Source organism: Rhizobium acaciae, assembly GCF_025941625.1.
GTDB lineage: Bacteria > Pseudomonadota > Alphaproteobacteria > Rhizobiales > Rhizobiaceae > Rhizobium > Rhizobium acaciae.
This window is the reverse complement of the sequence record NZ_JAPCZO010000010.1, coordinates 32,811-48,951: the sequence shown is the minus strand read 5'-3', so window position 1 is coordinate 48,951 and position 16,141 is coordinate 32,811. Positions and strand designations below refer to the sequence as shown.

At 62.7% G+C, this 16,141-nt stretch carries 13 protein-coding genes; 11 read left to right on the top strand and 2 right to left on the bottom strand.

Translation table 11 applies throughout. From position 1 onward, the window contains the following. Nucleotide 1 precedes the first annotated feature (1 nt). Genes murG through murB form a run of 3 tightly spaced genes read left to right on the top strand, consistent with a single transcriptional unit; the run spans nt 2 to nt 3,509 of the window. Entirely contained in the window at nt 2–1,126 is a 1,125-nt protein-coding gene (gene murG, locus OLZ32_RS17010) for an undecaprenyldiphospho-muramoylpentapeptide beta-N-acetylglucosaminyltransferase (RefSeq protein WP_264399117.1), read from the top strand. After that, entirely contained in the window at nt 1,123–2,538 is a 1,416-nt protein-coding gene (gene murC, locus OLZ32_RS17005) for a UDP-N-acetylmuramate--L-alanine ligase (protein WP_003541409.1), read from the top strand. The genes murG and murC overlap by 4 nt, the downstream gene beginning before the upstream one ends. Then, nucleotides 2,535–3,509, top strand: coding sequence for a UDP-N-acetylmuramate dehydrogenase (gene murB / locus OLZ32_RS17000; RefSeq protein ID WP_264399118.1), 975 nt, complete (start codon nt 2,535–2,537; stop codon nt 3,507–3,509). The genes murC and murB overlap by 4 nt, the downstream gene beginning before the upstream one ends. Before the next feature lie 4 nt (nt 3,510–3,513). Here murB and OLZ32_RS16995 read toward each other — a convergent pair whose 3' ends face one another. After that, nucleotides 3,514–4,443 carry a UDP-glucose 4-epimerase family protein gene (locus OLZ32_RS16995; RefSeq protein ID WP_264399119.1) on the bottom strand — a complete coding sequence of 310 codons (930 nt, stop codon included), beginning with the start codon at nt 4,441–4,443 and terminating at the stop codon, nt 3,514–3,516. A 113-nt stretch (nt 4,444–4,556) separates the two neighbouring features. Next, on the bottom strand, nt 4,557–5,870 hold the full coding sequence (locus tag OLZ32_RS16990; RefSeq protein WP_264399120.1) for an MFS transporter: 1,314 nt from the start codon (nt 5,868–5,870) through the stop codon (nt 4,557–4,559). Nucleotides 5,871–6,141: 271 nt separating this feature from the next. Between OLZ32_RS16990 and aqpZ the strand changes: the two genes are divergently transcribed. The 8 genes from aqpZ to recN all read left to right on the top strand — a co-directional run bounded on the left by aqpZ (nt 6,142) and on the right by recN (nt 16,075). Continuing rightward, the gene (gene aqpZ, locus OLZ32_RS16985) at nt 6,142–6,828 is read left to right on the top strand and encodes an aquaporin Z (protein WP_011652793.1); all 687 of its coding nucleotides are present in this window, start codon (nt 6,142–6,144) and stop codon (nt 6,826–6,828) included. 272 nt (nt 6,829–7,100) lie between these two features. Next, on the top strand, nt 7,101–8,027 hold the full coding sequence (locus OLZ32_RS16980) for a D-alanine--D-alanine ligase (protein ID WP_017988951.1): 927 nt from the start codon (nt 7,101–7,103) through the stop codon (nt 8,025–8,027). Continuing rightward, nucleotides 8,015–8,947, top strand: coding sequence for a cell division protein FtsQ/DivIB (locus OLZ32_RS16975; protein ID WP_017988950.1), 933 nt, complete (start codon nt 8,015–8,017; stop codon nt 8,945–8,947). Before OLZ32_RS16980 ends, OLZ32_RS16975 begins: the two co-directional genes overlap by 13 nt. After that, nucleotides 8,944–10,275, top strand: a complete 1,332-nt coding sequence (gene ftsA, locus OLZ32_RS16970; protein WP_003561012.1) for a cell division protein FtsA — start codon at nt 8,944–8,946, stop codon at nt 10,273–10,275. The genes OLZ32_RS16975 and ftsA overlap by 4 nt, the downstream gene beginning before the upstream one ends. 55 nt (nt 10,276–10,330) lie before the next feature. Continuing rightward, nucleotides 10,331–12,049 (top strand): cell division protein FtsZ, encoded by a 1,719-nt coding sequence (gene ftsZ, locus OLZ32_RS16965; protein ID WP_017988949.1) that lies wholly within the window; start codon nt 10,331–10,333, stop codon nt 12,047–12,049. A gap of 261 nt (nt 12,050–12,310) precedes the next feature. Next, nucleotides 12,311–13,267, top strand: a complete 957-nt coding sequence (gene lpxC, locus OLZ32_RS16960; protein ID WP_264421862.1) for a UDP-3-O-acyl-N-acetylglucosamine deacetylase — start codon at nt 12,311–12,313, stop codon at nt 13,265–13,267. A gap of 259 nt (nt 13,268–13,526) precedes the next feature. Continuing rightward, nucleotides 13,527–14,396 carry an outer membrane protein assembly factor BamD gene (locus tag OLZ32_RS16955; protein WP_017988948.1) on the top strand — a complete coding sequence of 290 codons (870 nt, stop codon included), beginning with the start codon at nt 13,527–13,529 and terminating at the stop codon, nt 14,394–14,396. A gap of 5 nt (nt 14,397–14,401) precedes the next feature. Then, nucleotides 14,402–16,075: a DNA repair protein RecN gene (recN, locus tag OLZ32_RS16950; protein WP_168277534.1), complete on the top strand. Its 1,674-nt coding sequence runs from the start codon at nt 14,402–14,404 to the stop codon at nt 16,073–16,075. Nucleotides 16,076–16,141: the final 66 nt, after the last annotated feature.

Genomic DNA, 16,141 nt, shown 5'->3' with positions numbered 1-16,141 from the left:
CATGAGCAAAGGCATCGTGCTGCTTGCCGCCGGAGGGACCGGCGGCCATGTGTTCCCGGCGGAGGCGCTGGCCTTCAAGCTGAAGGAGCGCGGCTATTCGGTGCATCTCGTCACGGACAGCCGGGCCGAGCGTTATGCCGGCAAGTTCCCGGCCGAGGAAATCCATGTCGTGCCGTCGGCGACGATCGGCTCGAAGAACCCGGTTGCGGTCGCCCGCTCGCTATGGACCCTTTGGAGCGGCATGCGGGCGGCAAAGAAGCTGATCCAGCGGCTGCAGCCTGTTATTGTCGTCGGTTTCGGCGGTTATCCCACCGTGCCGCCGCTGCTTGCCGCCACCCGGCTCGGCGTGCCCTCGATGATCCACGAGCAAAATGCGGTGATGGGGCGCGCCAACAAGGCCTTGGCAACCCGCGTGCAAGCCATCGCCGGCGGTTTCCTGCCGGAGGGAGGCGCTGCCTTCCCGGAGAAGACGGTGACGACGGGTAATCCGGTCCGCCCGGCAATCATCGCCGCAGCCGAGGTGCCTTACACGCCGTCGCATCCGGGCGAGGCCTTCAACCTCGTCGTCTTCGGCGGCAGCCAGGGCGCGCAATATTTCTCCAAGACGCTGCCGACGGCGATCAGCCTGCTCGACGACGCGCTTCGCGTGCGCCTGCGCATCACCCAGCAGGTGCGTCCCGAGGATATGGAGATGGTCAGCGGCTGCGTCGCGAGGCTGGAGATGGGAGCCGATATCGCACCCTTCTTCACCGACATGGCCGAGAGGCTGGCGAGGGCGCATCTCGTCATCTGCCGTTCGGGTGCCTCGACGGTTTCGGAAATCTCCGTCATCGGCCGGCCTGCCGTGCTCGTGCCTTACCCGCACGCTCTCGATCATGACCAGGCGGCGAATGCGGCGGCACTTGCTGCGACCGGCGGGGCGAAGGTGATCGCCCAGTCGGAGCTTTCGCCGGAGAAGATCGCGGCGATCCTGACGGCTGTGATGAACGATCCGGAAAAGCTTTCGCACATGGCGGCGGCGGCGAAACTCGCCGGGAAACCCGATGCAGCGAACTTGCTTGCCGACATGGTTGAGGCTATTGCCGCCAGACGGACAATTGCGGAATTCAAGAGGACACGCGCATGAAACTGCCGAAGACGATCGGTCTCGTCCATTTCATCGGCATCGGCGGGATCGGCATGAGCGGTATTGCCGAAGTGCTGCACAATCTCGGCCACAAGGTGCAGGGATCGGACCAGGCCGACAGTGCCAATGTCCAACGCCTGCGCGACAAGGGCATCGAGGTCTTCGTCGGTCACCGGCCTGAAAACCTGGGTGAGGCCGAAGTCGTCGTCGTCTCGACGGCAATCAAGAAGAGCAATCCGGAACTCATCGCCGCGCGCGAAAAGCTGCTGCCGGTGGTGCGCCGCGCCGAGATGCTGGCTGAGCTGATGCGCTTCCGCAATGCGATCGCCATCGGCGGCACCCATGGCAAGACGACGACCACCTCGCTGGTCGCCACATTGCTCGAAGCCGGTGGGCTCGACCCGACCGTCATCAATGGCGGTATCATCAATGCCTACGGCACCAATGCCCGCATGGGCGAGGGCGAGTGGATGGTGGTCGAGGCCGACGAATCGGACGGCACCTTCCTGAAGCTTCCGGCCGATGTCGCGGTCATCACCAATATCGACCCGGAACATCTCGACCATTACGGCAATTTCGACGCCGTGCGCGCCGCCTTCCGGCAGTTCGTCGAGAACGTGCCGTTCTACGGCTTCGGCGTCATGTGCCTTGACCATCCCGAGGTGCAGTCGCTGGTCGGCCGCATCGAGGACCGCAAGATCATCACCTATGGCGAGAACCCGCAGGCCGACGTGCGCTTCAAGAATGTGCGCATCGACGGCACGCGCTCGATCTTCGACGTCGAAATCCGCCGCCGCCGCACCGGCCAGGTGATCGAACTCAAGGGGCTGGTCATGCCGATGCCCGGACGGCATAATATCTCCAACGCGACGGCGGCGATTGCCGTTGCCAACCGGCTCGGCATATCGAGCGCCGATATCGCCAAGGGGCTCGCCTCCTTCGGCGGCGTTAAGCGCCGCTTCACGCTGACCGGAGAGTGGAACGGGGTGCAGATCTTCGACGATTACGGCCACCATCCGGTCGAGATCAAGGCGGTGCTGCGTGCCGCCCGAGAGTCCTGCAAGGGCCGCGTCATCGCCGTCCACCAGCCGCATCGCTTTAGCCGTCTTGCGAGCCTGTTCGAGGAATTCGCCGCCTGCTTCAACGATGCCGACAGCATTTTCCTGGCACCGGTCTATGCGGCGGGCGAGGATCCGATCGAGGGTATCGATTCCGTGTCGCTGGTCTCGCGCATAAAATCCGGCGGCCATCGCGACGCCCGCTTTCTAAGCTCGGCGGAGCTTCTGCCGCAGATGGTCGCGGAGGTTGCAAAGCCTGGCGATTTCGTGGTTCTGTTGGGGGCTGGGAGCATCACATCCTGGGCGGCGGCGCTGCCCAAGCAACTGGAAGGCCTATCGGGAAAGTCCGTATGAAACAGGTGAATGGGGAAAAGCTTCTCGCGTCTCTCGGAGACGGTGTAAAGGATATCCGCGGCCGTATCACGCCGGATGCTCCGATGGACCGTGTCACCTGGTTCAGGGCCGGTGGCCTGGCTGAGCTGATGTTCCAGCCGCATGACATCGACGATCTCGTCGCCTTCCTGAAGATATTGCCGGAAGAGGTGCCGCTGACGGTGGTCGGCGTCGGCTCCAACATCCTGGTGCGCGACGGCGGCATTCCCGGCGTCGTGCTGCGCCTGTCGGCCAAGGGGTTCGGCTTCGTCGAGCTTGCCGGCGAAAACCGGATTCTCGCCGGCGCCATCTGCCCTGATAAACATGTGGCGGCGATGGCGATGGACAACGGCATCGGCGGCTTCCATTTCTTCTACGGCATTCCGGGCGGCATCGGCGGCGCGGCGCGCATGAATGCCGGCGCCAACGGTGTGGAGACGCGGGAGCGGCTGATCGAGGTCCATGCGGTGGACCGTAAGGGCGACAAGCATGTGCTTTCCAATGCCGAGATGGGCTATTCCTATCGCCATTCGACCGCATCCACCGATCTGATCTTCACCTCCGTGCTATTCGAGGGCTATCCGGAAGAGCGCGCCCAGATCCGCGCCGAGATGGACGCCGTGCGCAACCATCGCGAGACGGTGCAGCCGGTACGCGAAAAGACCGGCGGCTCGACCTTCAAGAACCCGGCCGGCCATTCGGCCTGGAAACTGATCGACGAGGCAGGCTGCCGCGGCCTCGTCATCGGCGGAGCGCAAATGTCGTCGCTTCACTGCAACTTCATGATCAACATGGGTCAGGCGACCGGCTACGAGCTCGAATATCTCGGCGAACAGGTGCGTCGTGAGGTCTTCGAAAAAGACGGCATCAAGCTCGAATGGGAAATCAAACGCCTCGGCGTCTTCATGCCCGGCCGCGAAGTGCGTCCGTTCCACGGTGTGACGAGCGAATAACGGTTTACGTTACCGCAAGCTTCAGGCCTTCGCGCGGCGTGACGAGGGGCGACCAGCCAAGCACGTCGCGGGCATGGGATATATCGACCTGCAGGGAACCGCAAAGACGCTGGTAGACGGCGTCCTTTCCGGCGACTCTCGCGCCCATCTGCAGCAGCGCGGGGGGGAAGGGGAGCAGCATCGGTTTGACACCCAACCCTGCGGCAATCCCTTCGATAAGCCCGGGAGTCGAAAGATCTTCTCCATCGCCTGCGAGAAAGGTCTGGCCGGCAGCACCCGGATGCTTCATCCCGACGATGATCAGATCGACGAGATTTGGGAGCGCGACCAGTGTCCGGCGGTTCTTCAGCGACGCGAAGGGGAGCGGTATCTTCTTCCGGACAAGTCCGACCAGCAGGGCGAAGTTGCCCCGCGCACCGGGTCCATAAACGAGCGGCGGGCGAATGACCACGACTTCCATGCCTGTTCGGGCGGCGATTTCATGCAGCCCGATTTCGGTTTCCAGCTTCGAAATGCCGTAGGGATCGATCGGCATTGGCGTATCGTCGTGCCGGAAGGGCCGATCGTTCTCCTCGCCATTGGCCTTGATGCTGCTGATGAAGACGAACCTTTTTACGCCCGCGCGGGCGGCCTGTTCGGCGAGGTTCAACGTGGCGGCGGTGTTGATCCAGCGAAATTCCGCAAGCGGATCAGCTGCGCGGTCGTTCATGATGTGAACACGAGCGGCGAGATGGACGATGACATCGATACCCTCGAGAACTACCGCCCAATCGGTTTCGCTTGTTATCTCGATGGGGAAATGCCGCACAGATGTCGGGAAGCTGGCGGCTGCAGATCGCGTCGTCACCGCAAGCTCGCATATCCGCTCTCCATACAGTCTTTCGACGAGAGGCCCACCGACAAAGCCGGCTGCGCCGGTAATGAGGCTTCGCATGATCTGTTCCCGTTTTGCCGCGAGTGTTCGGGTTAACCGGAACTGCTCACGGCATCAATAAAAAAGCCGCGACGTTGGCAGTCGCGGCTTGTTGTTCATTTGCTGATCGAGGTTCAGACTTCCTCGCGGCCCGACAGCCGGATGCAGACGAGCGAGATCACGGCCGAGGCGGCGAGGTAGTAGCCGACATAGTCCAGACTATAATGGGTGGCGAGCCAGGTGGCGATATAAGGGGCGAGCGAAGCCCCGAAGATGCCGCCGAGGTTGAAGGTCATCGAGGCGCCGGTATAGCGCACCGTGGTCGGAAAGGGGGCGGCCAGGGCAGCGCCGATCGGACCATAGGTGAAGCCCATCAAGGCGAGGCCGATGATCGAGCACAGGAAAGCGCCTGTGAGACCGCTGGTCAACAGCGTCGCGTAGAAGAAGCCGAAGATGGCGATGGCAATCGTCGTCAGCGTCAGGATGATGCGGCGCGAATAGAGATCGGAGAGCCAGCCGGAGAGCGGGATCGTCAGGCCGAAGAAGACGACGCCGACAAGCTGGACGACCAGGAACTGCTCGCGGGAGTAACCGAGCCCACCCTTTTCCAGAGGTGTCGTACCCCAGGAGAGCGTGAAGACCGTCATCAGGTAGAACAGCACGAAGGTCGCGACGGCGATGAAGGTGCCGAGGATCAGGCTGCGCAGATGGTTGCGGAAGACGACCTCGATCGGCACGGCGACGCGCTCGTGCTTTTCGACGGCTTTGCGGAATTCCGGCGTCTCGGCAATCTTCAGGCGGACATAGAGGCCGACGGCGACGAGGGCGAGGCTGGCGATGAAGGGAATGCGCCATCCGTAGTCGAGGAAATCCTCGTTGCTCATCGTTTCCGCCAGGATGAGGAAGAAGCCGGAGGAGAGGATGAAGCCGATCGGCGCGCCGAGCTGCGGGAACATCGCGTACCAGCTGCGCTTGCCGGGAGGAGCGTTTTCGGTGGCAAGCAGAACGGCGCCACCCCATTCGCCACCGAGGCCAAGGCCCTGGCCGAAGCGGCAAAGTGCCAGCAACAAGGGTGCTGCGATGCCGATCGCATCATAGCCGGGCAGCATGCCGATCAGCACGGTCGATAGCCCCATCGTCATCAGCGCGGCGACGAGCGTCGCCTTGCGGCCGATTCGGTCGCCGAAATGACCGAAAATCACGGCGCCGATGGGGCGGGCGAAGAAGGCGATCGAGAAAGTGACCAGCGACTGCAGCGTTGCGGCGTTCGTATCGCTTGCCGGGAAGAAGAGGTGTGGGAAGACGAGGACGGCTGCCGTTGCGTAGACGTAGAAGTCGAAGAATTCGATGGTGGTGCCGACAAGGCTGGCGATAAGGACGCGAGCCGGAGAATTGACTTGCGTGCTGTTCGAGGCAGGAGTCGGCGATGCGGAGATCGCGTCAGTCATTTTCATTCCAATCCAGTATTTTCTAGGGAGCGCCTTGGGAGGCTGGCGGGTCTTAACGCAATTTCAGATCTGAGAAAATGTCAAAACATGCAGTGGATACAGGGGACGCGGCCCGCATGCGTGACCGGCTCGCGTCTCCGGGCGTCATTACAAATCCTTGGGTTTTCCTTCCTTGCGTGAGGCTTGCCACGGCGGCGTCCGCGCGCTTGACCGGAATCGAATTGTAACGGATTCATTGCTTACCCTCTGGTTGAGGGCGGAGGAAATATCCATGCAAAAGAGTCTTGTTGCCGAATTTCTCGGCACGTTCTGGCTGGTCTTCGGCGGATGCGGCAGTGCCGTGCTGGCCGCGGCCTATCCCGAGCTTGGGATCGGTTTTGTCGGAGTGGCCTTTGCGTTCGGTCTGACGGTGCTCACCATGGCTTATGCCGTGGGCGGCATTTCGGGCGGTCATTTCAATCCCGCGGTCTCGCTCGGCCTTACGGTCGCCGGACGGTTTCCGGCGGGGCGCCTCGTTCCCTATATCGTCGTGCAGGTTGTCGGCGCCATCGCCGCGGCGGCGCTGCTTTATCTCATCGCCAGCGGCAAGGCGGGTTTCGAACTCGGGGGCTTTGCCGCCAACGGATATGGCGATCATTCTCCCGGCGGTTATTCACTGCTTTCGGCGCTGCTGATCGAAGTGCTGCTGACCATGTTCTTCCTGATCATCATCCTGGGATCGACCAGCAGCCGGGTGCCTGCGGGCTTCGCGCCGCTTGCGATCGGCCTCGGGCTGACGCTGATCCATCTCGTTTCTATCCCTGTGACGAATACCTCGGTCAATCCGGCGCGTTCCACCGGCCAAGCGCTTTTCGTCGGCGGCTGGGCGCTGCAGCAGCTCTGGCTGTTCTGGATTGCGCCGCTTGCGGGTGGGGCGCTCGGCGGGCTCGTCTGGAAATTCCTCGACGACGCCGACTGACTGCACGATGCAGAGCTATCCCATTGAACCCGCGCGGTTTTTCCGTGCGGGTTTTTCTGTTTTCGTGGGTCGGCGGCGTCTTCGATCTGGCAATCCCGAAGAAGAGAAGGTTAAAAATCAAGGGCGCGGCAATACGAAGTTAACGAAAGTAAACACTTCATTAACCATAATGATGCTCTAATGCACCCAGGTCGGACAAAGGCCCGAAACGGCGCAGACAGCTTCGCGCAAGCGTCGATTTCGAAAATGAAAGTTATTTTTTGGGGGTGTTGATGAGTCGCAAGCATGTCGCTGTCCTGATGGGCGGATTTTCCTCGGAAAGGCCCGTCAGCCTTTCCTCGGGAAAGGCTTGCGCAGAAGCTCTCGAGGCGGAGGGCTTCGACGTGACGCGCATCGACGTGGCGCGCGACGTTTCCGAGAAACTTGCCGCGCTGAAACCCGATGTCGTCTTCAATGCGCTTCACGGCCCGTTCGGCGAGGACGGCACCATTCAGGGCATCCTCGAATATCTCGAAATCCCCTATACGCATTCGGGCGTTCTTGCCTCGGCGCTGGCGATGGACAAGGACAAGGCGAAGCTCGTTGCCGGCGCCGCCGGCATTCCGGTCGCCGAATCGCAGGTGGTCAACCGTTTCGCCTTTCCCTCGACGCATCCGATGAAGCCGCCTTATGTGGTGAAGCCCGTCCGCGAAGGGTCGAGCTTCGGCGTCGTCATCGTCACGGAAGATCAGGCGCATCCGCCGCAGATCGTCAGTTCGCCCGAGTGGCGTTACGGCGAGGAGGTGATCGTCGAGCGCTATGTTTACGGTCGCGAACTCACCTGCGGCGTCATGGGTGAAACTCCGCTCGGTGTCACGGAAGTGGTGCCGCAGGGACACAATTTCTATGATTACGACTCCAAGTATGCGGCGGGCGGTTCAAAACACGTCATCCCCGCGAAAATTTCACCGAATATTTACCAAAAAATACAAACATTGTCCCTAAGGGCGCATCAGGCAATCGGTTGTCGCGGCGTCAGTCGGTCCGACTTTCGTTACGACGATCGTTTCTCCGAAGACGGCGAAATCATCTGGCTGGAGGTCAATACCCAGCCTGGCATGACTCCAACCTCGCTCGTGCCCGAAATGGCCGGTCATGCCGGCTATTCATTTGGTCAGTTTCTCCGGTGGATGGTGGAGGACGCGTCTTGTTTGCGTTGACAGTCAAGAGGATAGGGCGCCCCAGCCATCATGCCGTGCTTCCGATCATGGAAGCCGAAGAGCGGTTCGTGCTGCCGCGTCCGCTGCGCCGGGTCACGCGCTTCCTGATCAGCCTCTGCAGCGGCCGCATCTACATTCCTGTTCATACGGGCACGGTCTCGGCGCTCGCTTTCTTGGGCGCGACGGGGCTTTACGGCATGTCGCTCGGCGGCCACACGGAAGCCGTCGCGCAGGCGACGACGACGGCCGCGGGTTTTGCGATCGAGGACGTCAAGGTCTCCGGCAATTCGGAGACCTCCGAAATCGAGATCCTGCAGTTAATCGGCCTTGATGGCACGACCTCGCTGGTCGCGCTCGACGTCGATGCCGCCCGCCGGAAGATCGCGCATCTTCCCTGGGTCGAGAATGTCGAGGTCCGCAAGATTTATCCGAAGACGATCGAGGTGAAGCTCAAGGAGCGCCAGGCCTATGCGATCTGGCAGCACGGGCAGGAGCTTTCCCTGATCGAGAAGAACGGCAGCGTCATTGCGCCGCTGCGCGACAACAAGTTTTCGGCGCTGCCGCTCGTCGTCGGCCGCGATGCCGAAACGGCGGCGGCTTCGCTCGATGAAGCCTTCTCGAAGTGGCCCAACGTGAAGGCTCGCGTGAAGGCCTATGTCTGGATATCCGGCCGTCGCTGGGACCTGCACATGGATAACGGCGTCGTCGTCAAGCTGCCGGAAGACGGTATCGACCAGGCACTGGCGACGCTTTCGAAGTTCGACAAGGAGCATCAGCTCCTGGAGCGGGACATTGCCGCAGTCGATCTCAGGCTGGCCGACAGAACCGCGATCCAGCTGACGCCGGAGGCGGCGATCCGCAGGCAGACGGCAGTGACGGAGCGTACGAAGGAATTGAAGAAGGCGGGGCAGAATATATGAGCTTGTTCGGTTCATCCCATTTCGGATTGCCGCGCCTGAAGCCGCTTTCGTCGAAGCGGTCACATGTCGTTTCCGTGCTCGACATCGGTTCGACCAAGGTCGTCTGCATGATCGGCCGGCTGACGCCGCGCGAGGAAAGCCAGATCCTGCCGGGCCGCACGCACAATATCGAGATCATCGGCATCGGCCACCAGCGTTCCCGCGGCATCAAGACCGGCGTCATCGCCGATCTCGACGCGCTGGAAGGCGTCATCCGTCTCGCCGTCGACGCGGCCGAGCGCATGGCGGGGCTGACCGTCGAAAGCCTGATCGTCAACCTGACGGCCGGCCGTCTCGGCAGCGACATCTACACGGCGACAATCGATCTCGGCGGCCAGGAAGTCGAGCTCAACGATCTGAAGAAGGTGCTGTCGGCCGCTTGTCAGCAGTCGCTGCGCCAGGACCGTTCGGTGCTGCATTCGCTGGCGACCGGCTTCTCGCTCGACGGCGAGCGCGGCATCCGCGATCCGCTGGCGATGTATGGCGATGCGCTCGGCGTCGACATGCATGTCGTCACGGCGGAGCGCTCGGCGCTGAAGAACCTCGAGCTTAGCGTCAACCGCGCGCATCTGTCGGTCGAGGGCATCGTTGCGACGCCCTATGCATCGGGCCTTGCGGCTCTCGTCGACGACGAGGTCGAGCTCGGCTGCGCGGCGATCGACATGGGCGGCGGCACGACGACGATCTCGGTGTTTGCCGAAGGCAAGCTCGTTCATACGGATGCCGTCGGCCTCGGTGGCCATCACGTCACCACCGATCTGGCGCGCGGCCTTTCGACCCGCATCGAGGATGCGGAGCGTCTGAAGGTCGTGCATGCCTCGGCGCTTTCGAATTCCTCCGACGAGCGCGAGCTGATCTCGATCCCGCCGATCGGCGAGGACGATCGCGACCAGCCGTCGCAGGTGCCGCGGGCGCTGGTTTCGCGCATCGTATCGGCCCGTATCGAGGAGACGATGGAACTGATCCGCGACCGTATCCAGCGCTCCGGCTTCAGCCCGATCGTCGGCAAGCGCGTCGTGCTGACCGGCGGGGCGAGCCAGCTGACCGGCCTTGCCGACGTAGCGCGACGCATCCTTGCCCGCAACGTCCGCATTGGCCGTCCGATGGGCGTCTCGGGGCTGCCGACGGCGGCCAAGGGCCCGGCCTTTTCGACGGCCGTCGGCCTGATGATCTATCCGCAGGTCGCGGACATGGAGACACATGCGTCACAGAGCGGTCTGCTCATGTCGCTTGGGGGAAATAACAGCCGCATAGCCCGCATGGGCCAGTGGCTGAAGGAAAGCTTCTGAAATTGCGTAATTGGCCGGCGTGGCGATGCGGCCGGAGAGAGAAGGAACAGGTACAATGACCATCAAGCTGCAAAAGCCTGACATCACAGAGCTGAAGCCGCGCATCACCGTGTTCGGCGTTGGCGGCGGTGGCGGCAATGCCGTCAACAACATGATTACCGCCGGCCTCCAGGGCGTCGACTTCGTCGTCGCCAACACGGATGCGCAGGCGCTGACGATGACGAAGGCCGAGCGCATCATCCAGCTCGGCGTCAACGTCACCGAAGGCCTCGGTGCCGGCTCGCAGCCGGAAGTCGGCCGCGCGGCCGCCGAGGAGTGCATCGACGAGATCGTCGATCACCTGAACGGCACGCATATGTGCTTCGTCACCGCCGGCATGGGCGGCGGCACCGGCACAGGTGCTGCCCCGGTTGTCGCACAGGCGGCCCGCAACAAGGGCATCCTGACGGTCGGCGTCGTCACCAAGCCGTTCCATTTCGAAGGCGGGCGCCGCATGCGCCTGGCCGAGATGGGCATCCAGGAACTGCAGAAGTCTGTCGATACGCTGATCGTCATTCCGAACCAGAACCTCTTCCGCATTGCCAACGACAAGACGACCTTCGCCGATGCCTTCGCCATGGCTGACCAGGTTCTCTATTCGGGCGTTGCCTGCATTACCGACTTGATGGTCAAGGAAGGCCTCATCAACCTCGACTTCGCCGACGTCCGCTCGGTGATGCGCGAGATGGGCCGCGCGATGATGGGCACCGGCGAAGCTTCCGGCTCCGGCCGCGCGCTGCAGGCTGCAGAGGCTGCGATCGCCAACCCGCTGCTCGACGAAACCTCGATGAAGGGCGCCCAGGGCCTGCTGATCTCCATCACCGGCGGTCGCGACCTCACCCTCTTCGAAGTCGACGAAGCCGCGACCCGCATCCGCGAGGAAGTCGATCCTGACGCCAACATCATCCTCGGCGCCACCTTCGACGAATCGCTCGAAGGCATCATTCGCGTCTCGGTCGTCGCAACCGGCATCGACCGGGCGATGAACGAAGCCGCCGAACGGAACCTCCAGCCGGCAGCAAGGCCGGTTATCCGTCCCTCCGCGGCTGTTGCTCCGGCAGCGGCCGCAGTTCAGCCTGCCCCCGTGATGCAGGCACCGAAGGCCATGGATCCGATCGCGCAGACCATCCGCGAAGCCGAGATGGAACGCGAGCTCGAAATTCCGGCCCCGCGTGCTGCCGCACCGTTGCAGCAGCAGGCGCCACAGCAGGAAACCTTCCGTCCGCAGAGCAAGATCTTCGCGCCTGCACCGGAAGCTCCGGCAATGCGTCCGGCACCGGTACAGCAGCAGGCTCCGGCGCCCGCCATGAGCCAGCCCGTCATCAGCCAGCCGGTCCAGCAGCAGCCGATCCGTCAGGAGCCGGTCATCCGTCAGGCGCCCGAACCGATGCGCATGCCGAAGGTCGAGGATTTCCCGCCGGTCGTTCAGGCCGAACTCGATCACCGTGCGCAGCCGGCTTCCGCGCATGCGGCGGAAGAGCGCGGTCCGATGGGTCTGCTCAAGCGAATCACCAATTCGCTTGGCCGCCGCGACGACGACGCCGTTGCCACCGATATGACCGCAGCACCGCCGGCCGCTTCGCAGCAGCGCCGTCCGCTGTCGCCGGAGGCAAGCCTCTACGCACCGCGTCGCGGCAACCTCGACGACCAGGGTCGCGCGGTTCCGCAGGCCCGGATGATGCAGGAAGACGACCAGCTGGAAATCCCGGCATTCCTGCGTCGCCAGTCAAACTGAGGCCGTGCTTCGGCACCTCTCATGCCCGGGATCAAGGTCCCGGGCATTGCTGTTTTTTCGCCCGTGATTCGCAAATGATTTCAATCGCGTGACTTCGTAACAAAGCGAAAGAAACAGTGATTTGGATTGGAGCGCCGGCGCACGTAAGTATGGTGCAACGAAACTGCCCCAGGAGACCTTTTGACAGGCTCCGGCTGCAGAATAAACGATGACCGCGCCGATCGGACAGACCGCTGGTGCGGAAGAATAAAGGCAGAATTTATGGCAATTGGCTTGCTGGGTTTTCAAACGACGGTATCGCGTCCCGTGACGCTTTCGGGCATCGGGGTCCATTCGGGCGCTGACGTTTCGATCACCCTGAACCCGGCCGAATCGGGCACCGGCGTCGTTTTTCAGCGCCTGCATGACAATCGCGACATCACCGAACTCAAGGCCGTTTCCTCGCAGGTCGGCAATACCGACCTCTGCACCGTACTCGGCTTCTCGCCCGCCCATTCGGTCGCGACGATCGAGCATGTCATGGCCGCTATCTATGCGCTCGGCCTCGACAATGTGGTGATCGAAGTGCAGGGCTCCGAAATGCCGATCATGGACGGCAGCTCGCTGCCCTTCGTCGAGGCGATCGAGCAGGTTGGTCTCGTCTCGCTTGGCGTCAAGCGCCGCTATATCCGTATCACCAGGCCGGTGCGAATCGAGCATGGCGGCTCCTGGAGCGAATTCCGCCCCTATGACGGCACGCGCTTCGAAGTCGAGATCGATTTCGATTGCCCGCTGATCGGCCGGCAGAAGTGGGCTGGCGATATGACCGCCGCCGTCTTCAAGGCCGAGCTTTCCCGCGCCCGCACCTTCGGCTTCATGCGCGATGTCGAACGTCTCTGGGCGTCGGGCCACGCGCTCGGCTCTTCACTCGAAAATTCCGTCGTCATTTCGGACGACAACACGGTCATCAACGTCGAAGGACTGCGTTACGCCAAGGACGAATTCGTCCGCCACAAGACGCTCGATGCCGTCGGCGATCTGTCGCTTGCCGGCGCCCAGTTCATCGGCTGCTACCGTTCCTATCGCGGCGGTCACAAGATGAACGCCAATGCGCTGAAGGCGCTGCTCGCCGATTCCTCCGCCTACGAGGTGGTCGAGACGTCGACGCCGCGCCAGCGCGTCGCTGCCCGCGAACTGATCGCTGTCAGCGCTTCGGAATTCGCTCCCTGGTCGGCATGACCTCCAGCATATTCTCAAGACCAGGCCGCCTCTTTCCCGGAGGCGGTTTTTTTATGTCCGGCCGCGTATGCGGCGATAACCGATGCTCTGGCTGCCACAGATCCGGAAGAAGATGAAAAGCCCGGTCATTTCTGCGGTCGTTGCCACAAAAATGCGTTAATGCCTTATCATTGCGTTGCTCTTGATGCACATTTGTGGCTAGAAACGCCAGCGAGGCGTGGCTGCCGTGGAGCGAGCGGCGGCAGTGGGGTTCTTTCGAATGGGTTATGCAGGATCTGAAGGTATGATGAAGACAGCGCGTGCTTTGTTGGCATCGCTTCTGGTGCTCAGCGCAGGCGCCTTGATCTCCGGTTGCCAGTCGGACCCCGATATCGACATCACCAAGCTCGGCCTCGAAACCGATCCGCCCGACGTGCTCTACACGCAAGGCCTTGCCAATATGAAGGCCGGCAACATGGCGGAAGCGGGGCGCAAGTTCGACGCGATCGACCGCGAGAACCCGTTCTCCGAATGGGCGCGCAAGGCGCTTGTGATGAGCACTTTCGTCAAATACCGCCAAGGCCGCCTGGACGATGCGCTTGCTTCCGGCAACCGCTACATGTCGCAATATCCGAAGTCCCAGGATGCCGCCTATGTGCAGTATATCATCGGACTCACCTATTCCAAGCAGATCGTCGACGTGACGCAGGACCAGCGCGCCTCGGCCAAGACGATCGAGGCGATGCAGGCCGTCATCGACAACTATCCGAACTCCGAATATGTCGACGACGCACAGGCCAAGATCCGCTTTGCACGCGACCAGCTCGCCGGCAAGGAAATGCAGATCGGCCGCTACTACATGGAGCGGAAGGAATATCTGGCCGCGATCTCGCGCTTCCGCATCGTCGTCGAGAAATATCCGAACACGAACCAGATCGAAGAGGCCTTGGCGCGTCTCGTCGAAGCTTATTACTCCATGGGCATCGTCGACGAGGCGCAGACGGCCGCTGCTGTTCTCGGTCACAATTATCCCGACAGCCAGTGGTATGCTGATTCCTACAAGCTGCTGCAGAGCGGCGGTGCCGAGCCGCGTGAAAACAAGGGTTCGTGGATCGCCGCAGCGGGCAAGAAACTTCTTCTCGGTTCCTGAGGCCAATGCTGATCCAGCTTTCGATCCGCGATATCGTCCTGATCGAGCGGCTGGATCTTGCCTTCGAGACCGGCCTCTCCGTGCTGACGGGCGAGACCGGGGCGGGTAAATCCATCTTGCTCGACAGCCTGTCGCTGGCGCTCGGCGGGCGCGGCGATGGCGGCTTGGTGCGTCATGGCGAGGACAAGGGCCAGGTGACGGCGGTGTTCGACGTCGGCATGGAACACGGCGCCCGCACCCTCCTGCGTGAAAACGGCATCGACGACGAGGGCGACCTGATCTTCCGCCGCCAGCAATCGGCGGACGGACGCACCAAGGCCTATGTCAACGACCAGCCGGTCAGCGTGCAACTGATGCGCCAGGCCGGTCAGATGCTGGTCGAAATCCACGGACAGCACGACGACCGCGCCCTTGTCGACACCAATGCCCACCGCACTCTGCTCGATGCCTTCGCCGGCCTCACCGACGAGGTTTCGGAGGTCTCCCGGCTCTATCGCCTGTGGCGCGACAGCGAGCGGACGCTGAAGAAGCACCGCGAGAAGGTGGAAAGTGCGGCGCGCGAAGCCGACTATCTGCGCTCTTCGGTCGAGGAACTCGAGAAGCTCTCGCCGCAGGACGGCGAGGAGGAAGAACTCGCCGATCGCCGGCAGAAGATGATGAAAGCCGAGCGAATCGCTGGCGATATTGCCGAGGCGTCCGAATTCCTGAACGGCAATGCCTCGCCGGTGCCCCATATCGCCTCGCTGGTGCGCCGGCTGGAGCGCAAGAGCCATGAGGCGCCAGGACTGCTCGAAGACACAGTGACGCTGCTCGATGCCGCGCTGGACCAGCTTTCCAACGCGCAGATGGAAGTCGAGGCGGCACTGCGCAAGACCGAATACGACCCCAGGGAGCTGGAGCGGGTGGAGGAGCGGCTTTTCGCGCTCAGGGCCGCCTCGCGCAAATATTCCGTGCCTGTCACCGAGCTGCCGGCGCTTGCCGTCCGCATGATCGCCGATCTTGCCGATCTCGACGCGGGCGAGGAGCGGCTTGCGCGGCTTGATGCCGAGGTTGGCCTGGCTCGGGAAAATTACGATGCGGCGGCGCGCTCGCTGTCCGACAAGCGCCATCATGCCGGCACGGCACTGGCTGGGGCCGTCATGGCCGAGCTGCCGGCGCTGAAACTCGAACGCGCCCGTTTCATGGTCGAGATCACCACGGATGCGGGCGAGGCGCTGGCCGAAGGCATCGACGTCGTCGAGTTCCATGTCCAGACCAATCCGGGCACGCGGCCAGGCTCGATCATGAAGGTCGCCTCGGGCGGCGAACTCTCGCGTTTCCTGCTGGCGCTGAAAGTGGCGCTCGCCGATCGCGGATCGGCCCCGACGCTCGTCTTCGACGAAATCGATACCGGCGTCGGCGGCGCGGTGGCCGATGCGATCGGTCAGCGGCTGAAGCGGCTGTCGGAGCGGGTGCAGGTGCTGTCGGTCACGCATGCGCCGCAAGTCGCGGCGCGGGCGGCGACGCATCTCTTGATTTCCAAGGGGCCGTCGGCCGACGGTTCGGAAAAGATTGCCACGCGCGTCGCGACGATGGCGCAGAAGGACCGCACCGAGGAGATCGCCCGTATGCTGGCCGGAGCTTCGGTCACCGAAGAGGCGAGGGCGGCAGCGAAGCGGCTGCTAGCCGGCAACGGCTAATTTCCGATGCTCTTTCCGCTTAGGCAGGTGGGATGACAATCACCCCGCGGCGCGATATCCGCTGAA

What these genes read in the sequence shown, in the direction of transcription:
- ftsZ (WP_017988949.1), top strand. Translation starts at nt 10,331, where the DNA reads ATGACCATCAAGCTGCAAAAGCCTGACATCACAGAGCTGAAGCCGCGC.
- OLZ32_RS16955 (WP_017988948.1), top strand. Translation starts at nt 13,527, where the DNA reads ATGGGTTATGCAGGATCTGAAGGTATGATGAAGACAGCGCGTGCTTTG.
- murC (WP_003541409.1), top strand. Translation starts at nt 1,123, where the DNA reads ATGAAACTGCCGAAGACGATCGGTCTCGTCCATTTCATCGGCATCGGC.
- recN (WP_168277534.1), top strand. Translation starts at nt 14,402, where the DNA reads ATGCTGATCCAGCTTTCGATCCGCGATATCGTCCTGATCGAGCGGCTG.
- murB (WP_264399118.1), top strand. Translation starts at nt 2,535, where the DNA reads ATGAAACAGGTGAATGGGGAAAAGCTTCTCGCGTCTCTCGGAGACGGT.
- OLZ32_RS16980 (WP_017988951.1), top strand. Translation starts at nt 7,101, where the DNA reads ATGAGTCGCAAGCATGTCGCTGTCCTGATGGGCGGATTTTCCTCGGAA.
- OLZ32_RS16990 (WP_264399120.1), bottom strand. Translation starts at nt 5,870, where the DNA reads ATGACTGACGCGATCTCCGCATCGCCGACTCCTGCCTCGAACAGCACG.
- murG (WP_264399117.1), top strand. Translation starts at nt 2, where the DNA reads ATGAGCAAAGGCATCGTGCTGCTTGCCGCCGGAGGGACCGGCGGCCAT.
- OLZ32_RS16995 (WP_264399119.1), bottom strand. Translation starts at nt 4,443, where the DNA reads ATGCGAAGCCTCATTACCGGCGCAGCCGGCTTTGTCGGTGGGCCTCTC.
- ftsA (WP_003561012.1), top strand. Translation starts at nt 8,944, where the DNA reads ATGAGCTTGTTCGGTTCATCCCATTTCGGATTGCCGCGCCTGAAGCCG.
- aqpZ (WP_011652793.1), top strand. Translation starts at nt 6,142, where the DNA reads ATGCAAAAGAGTCTTGTTGCCGAATTTCTCGGCACGTTCTGGCTGGTC.
- lpxC (WP_264421862.1), top strand. Translation starts at nt 12,311, where the DNA reads ATGGCAATTGGCTTGCTGGGTTTTCAAACGACGGTATCGCGTCCCGTG.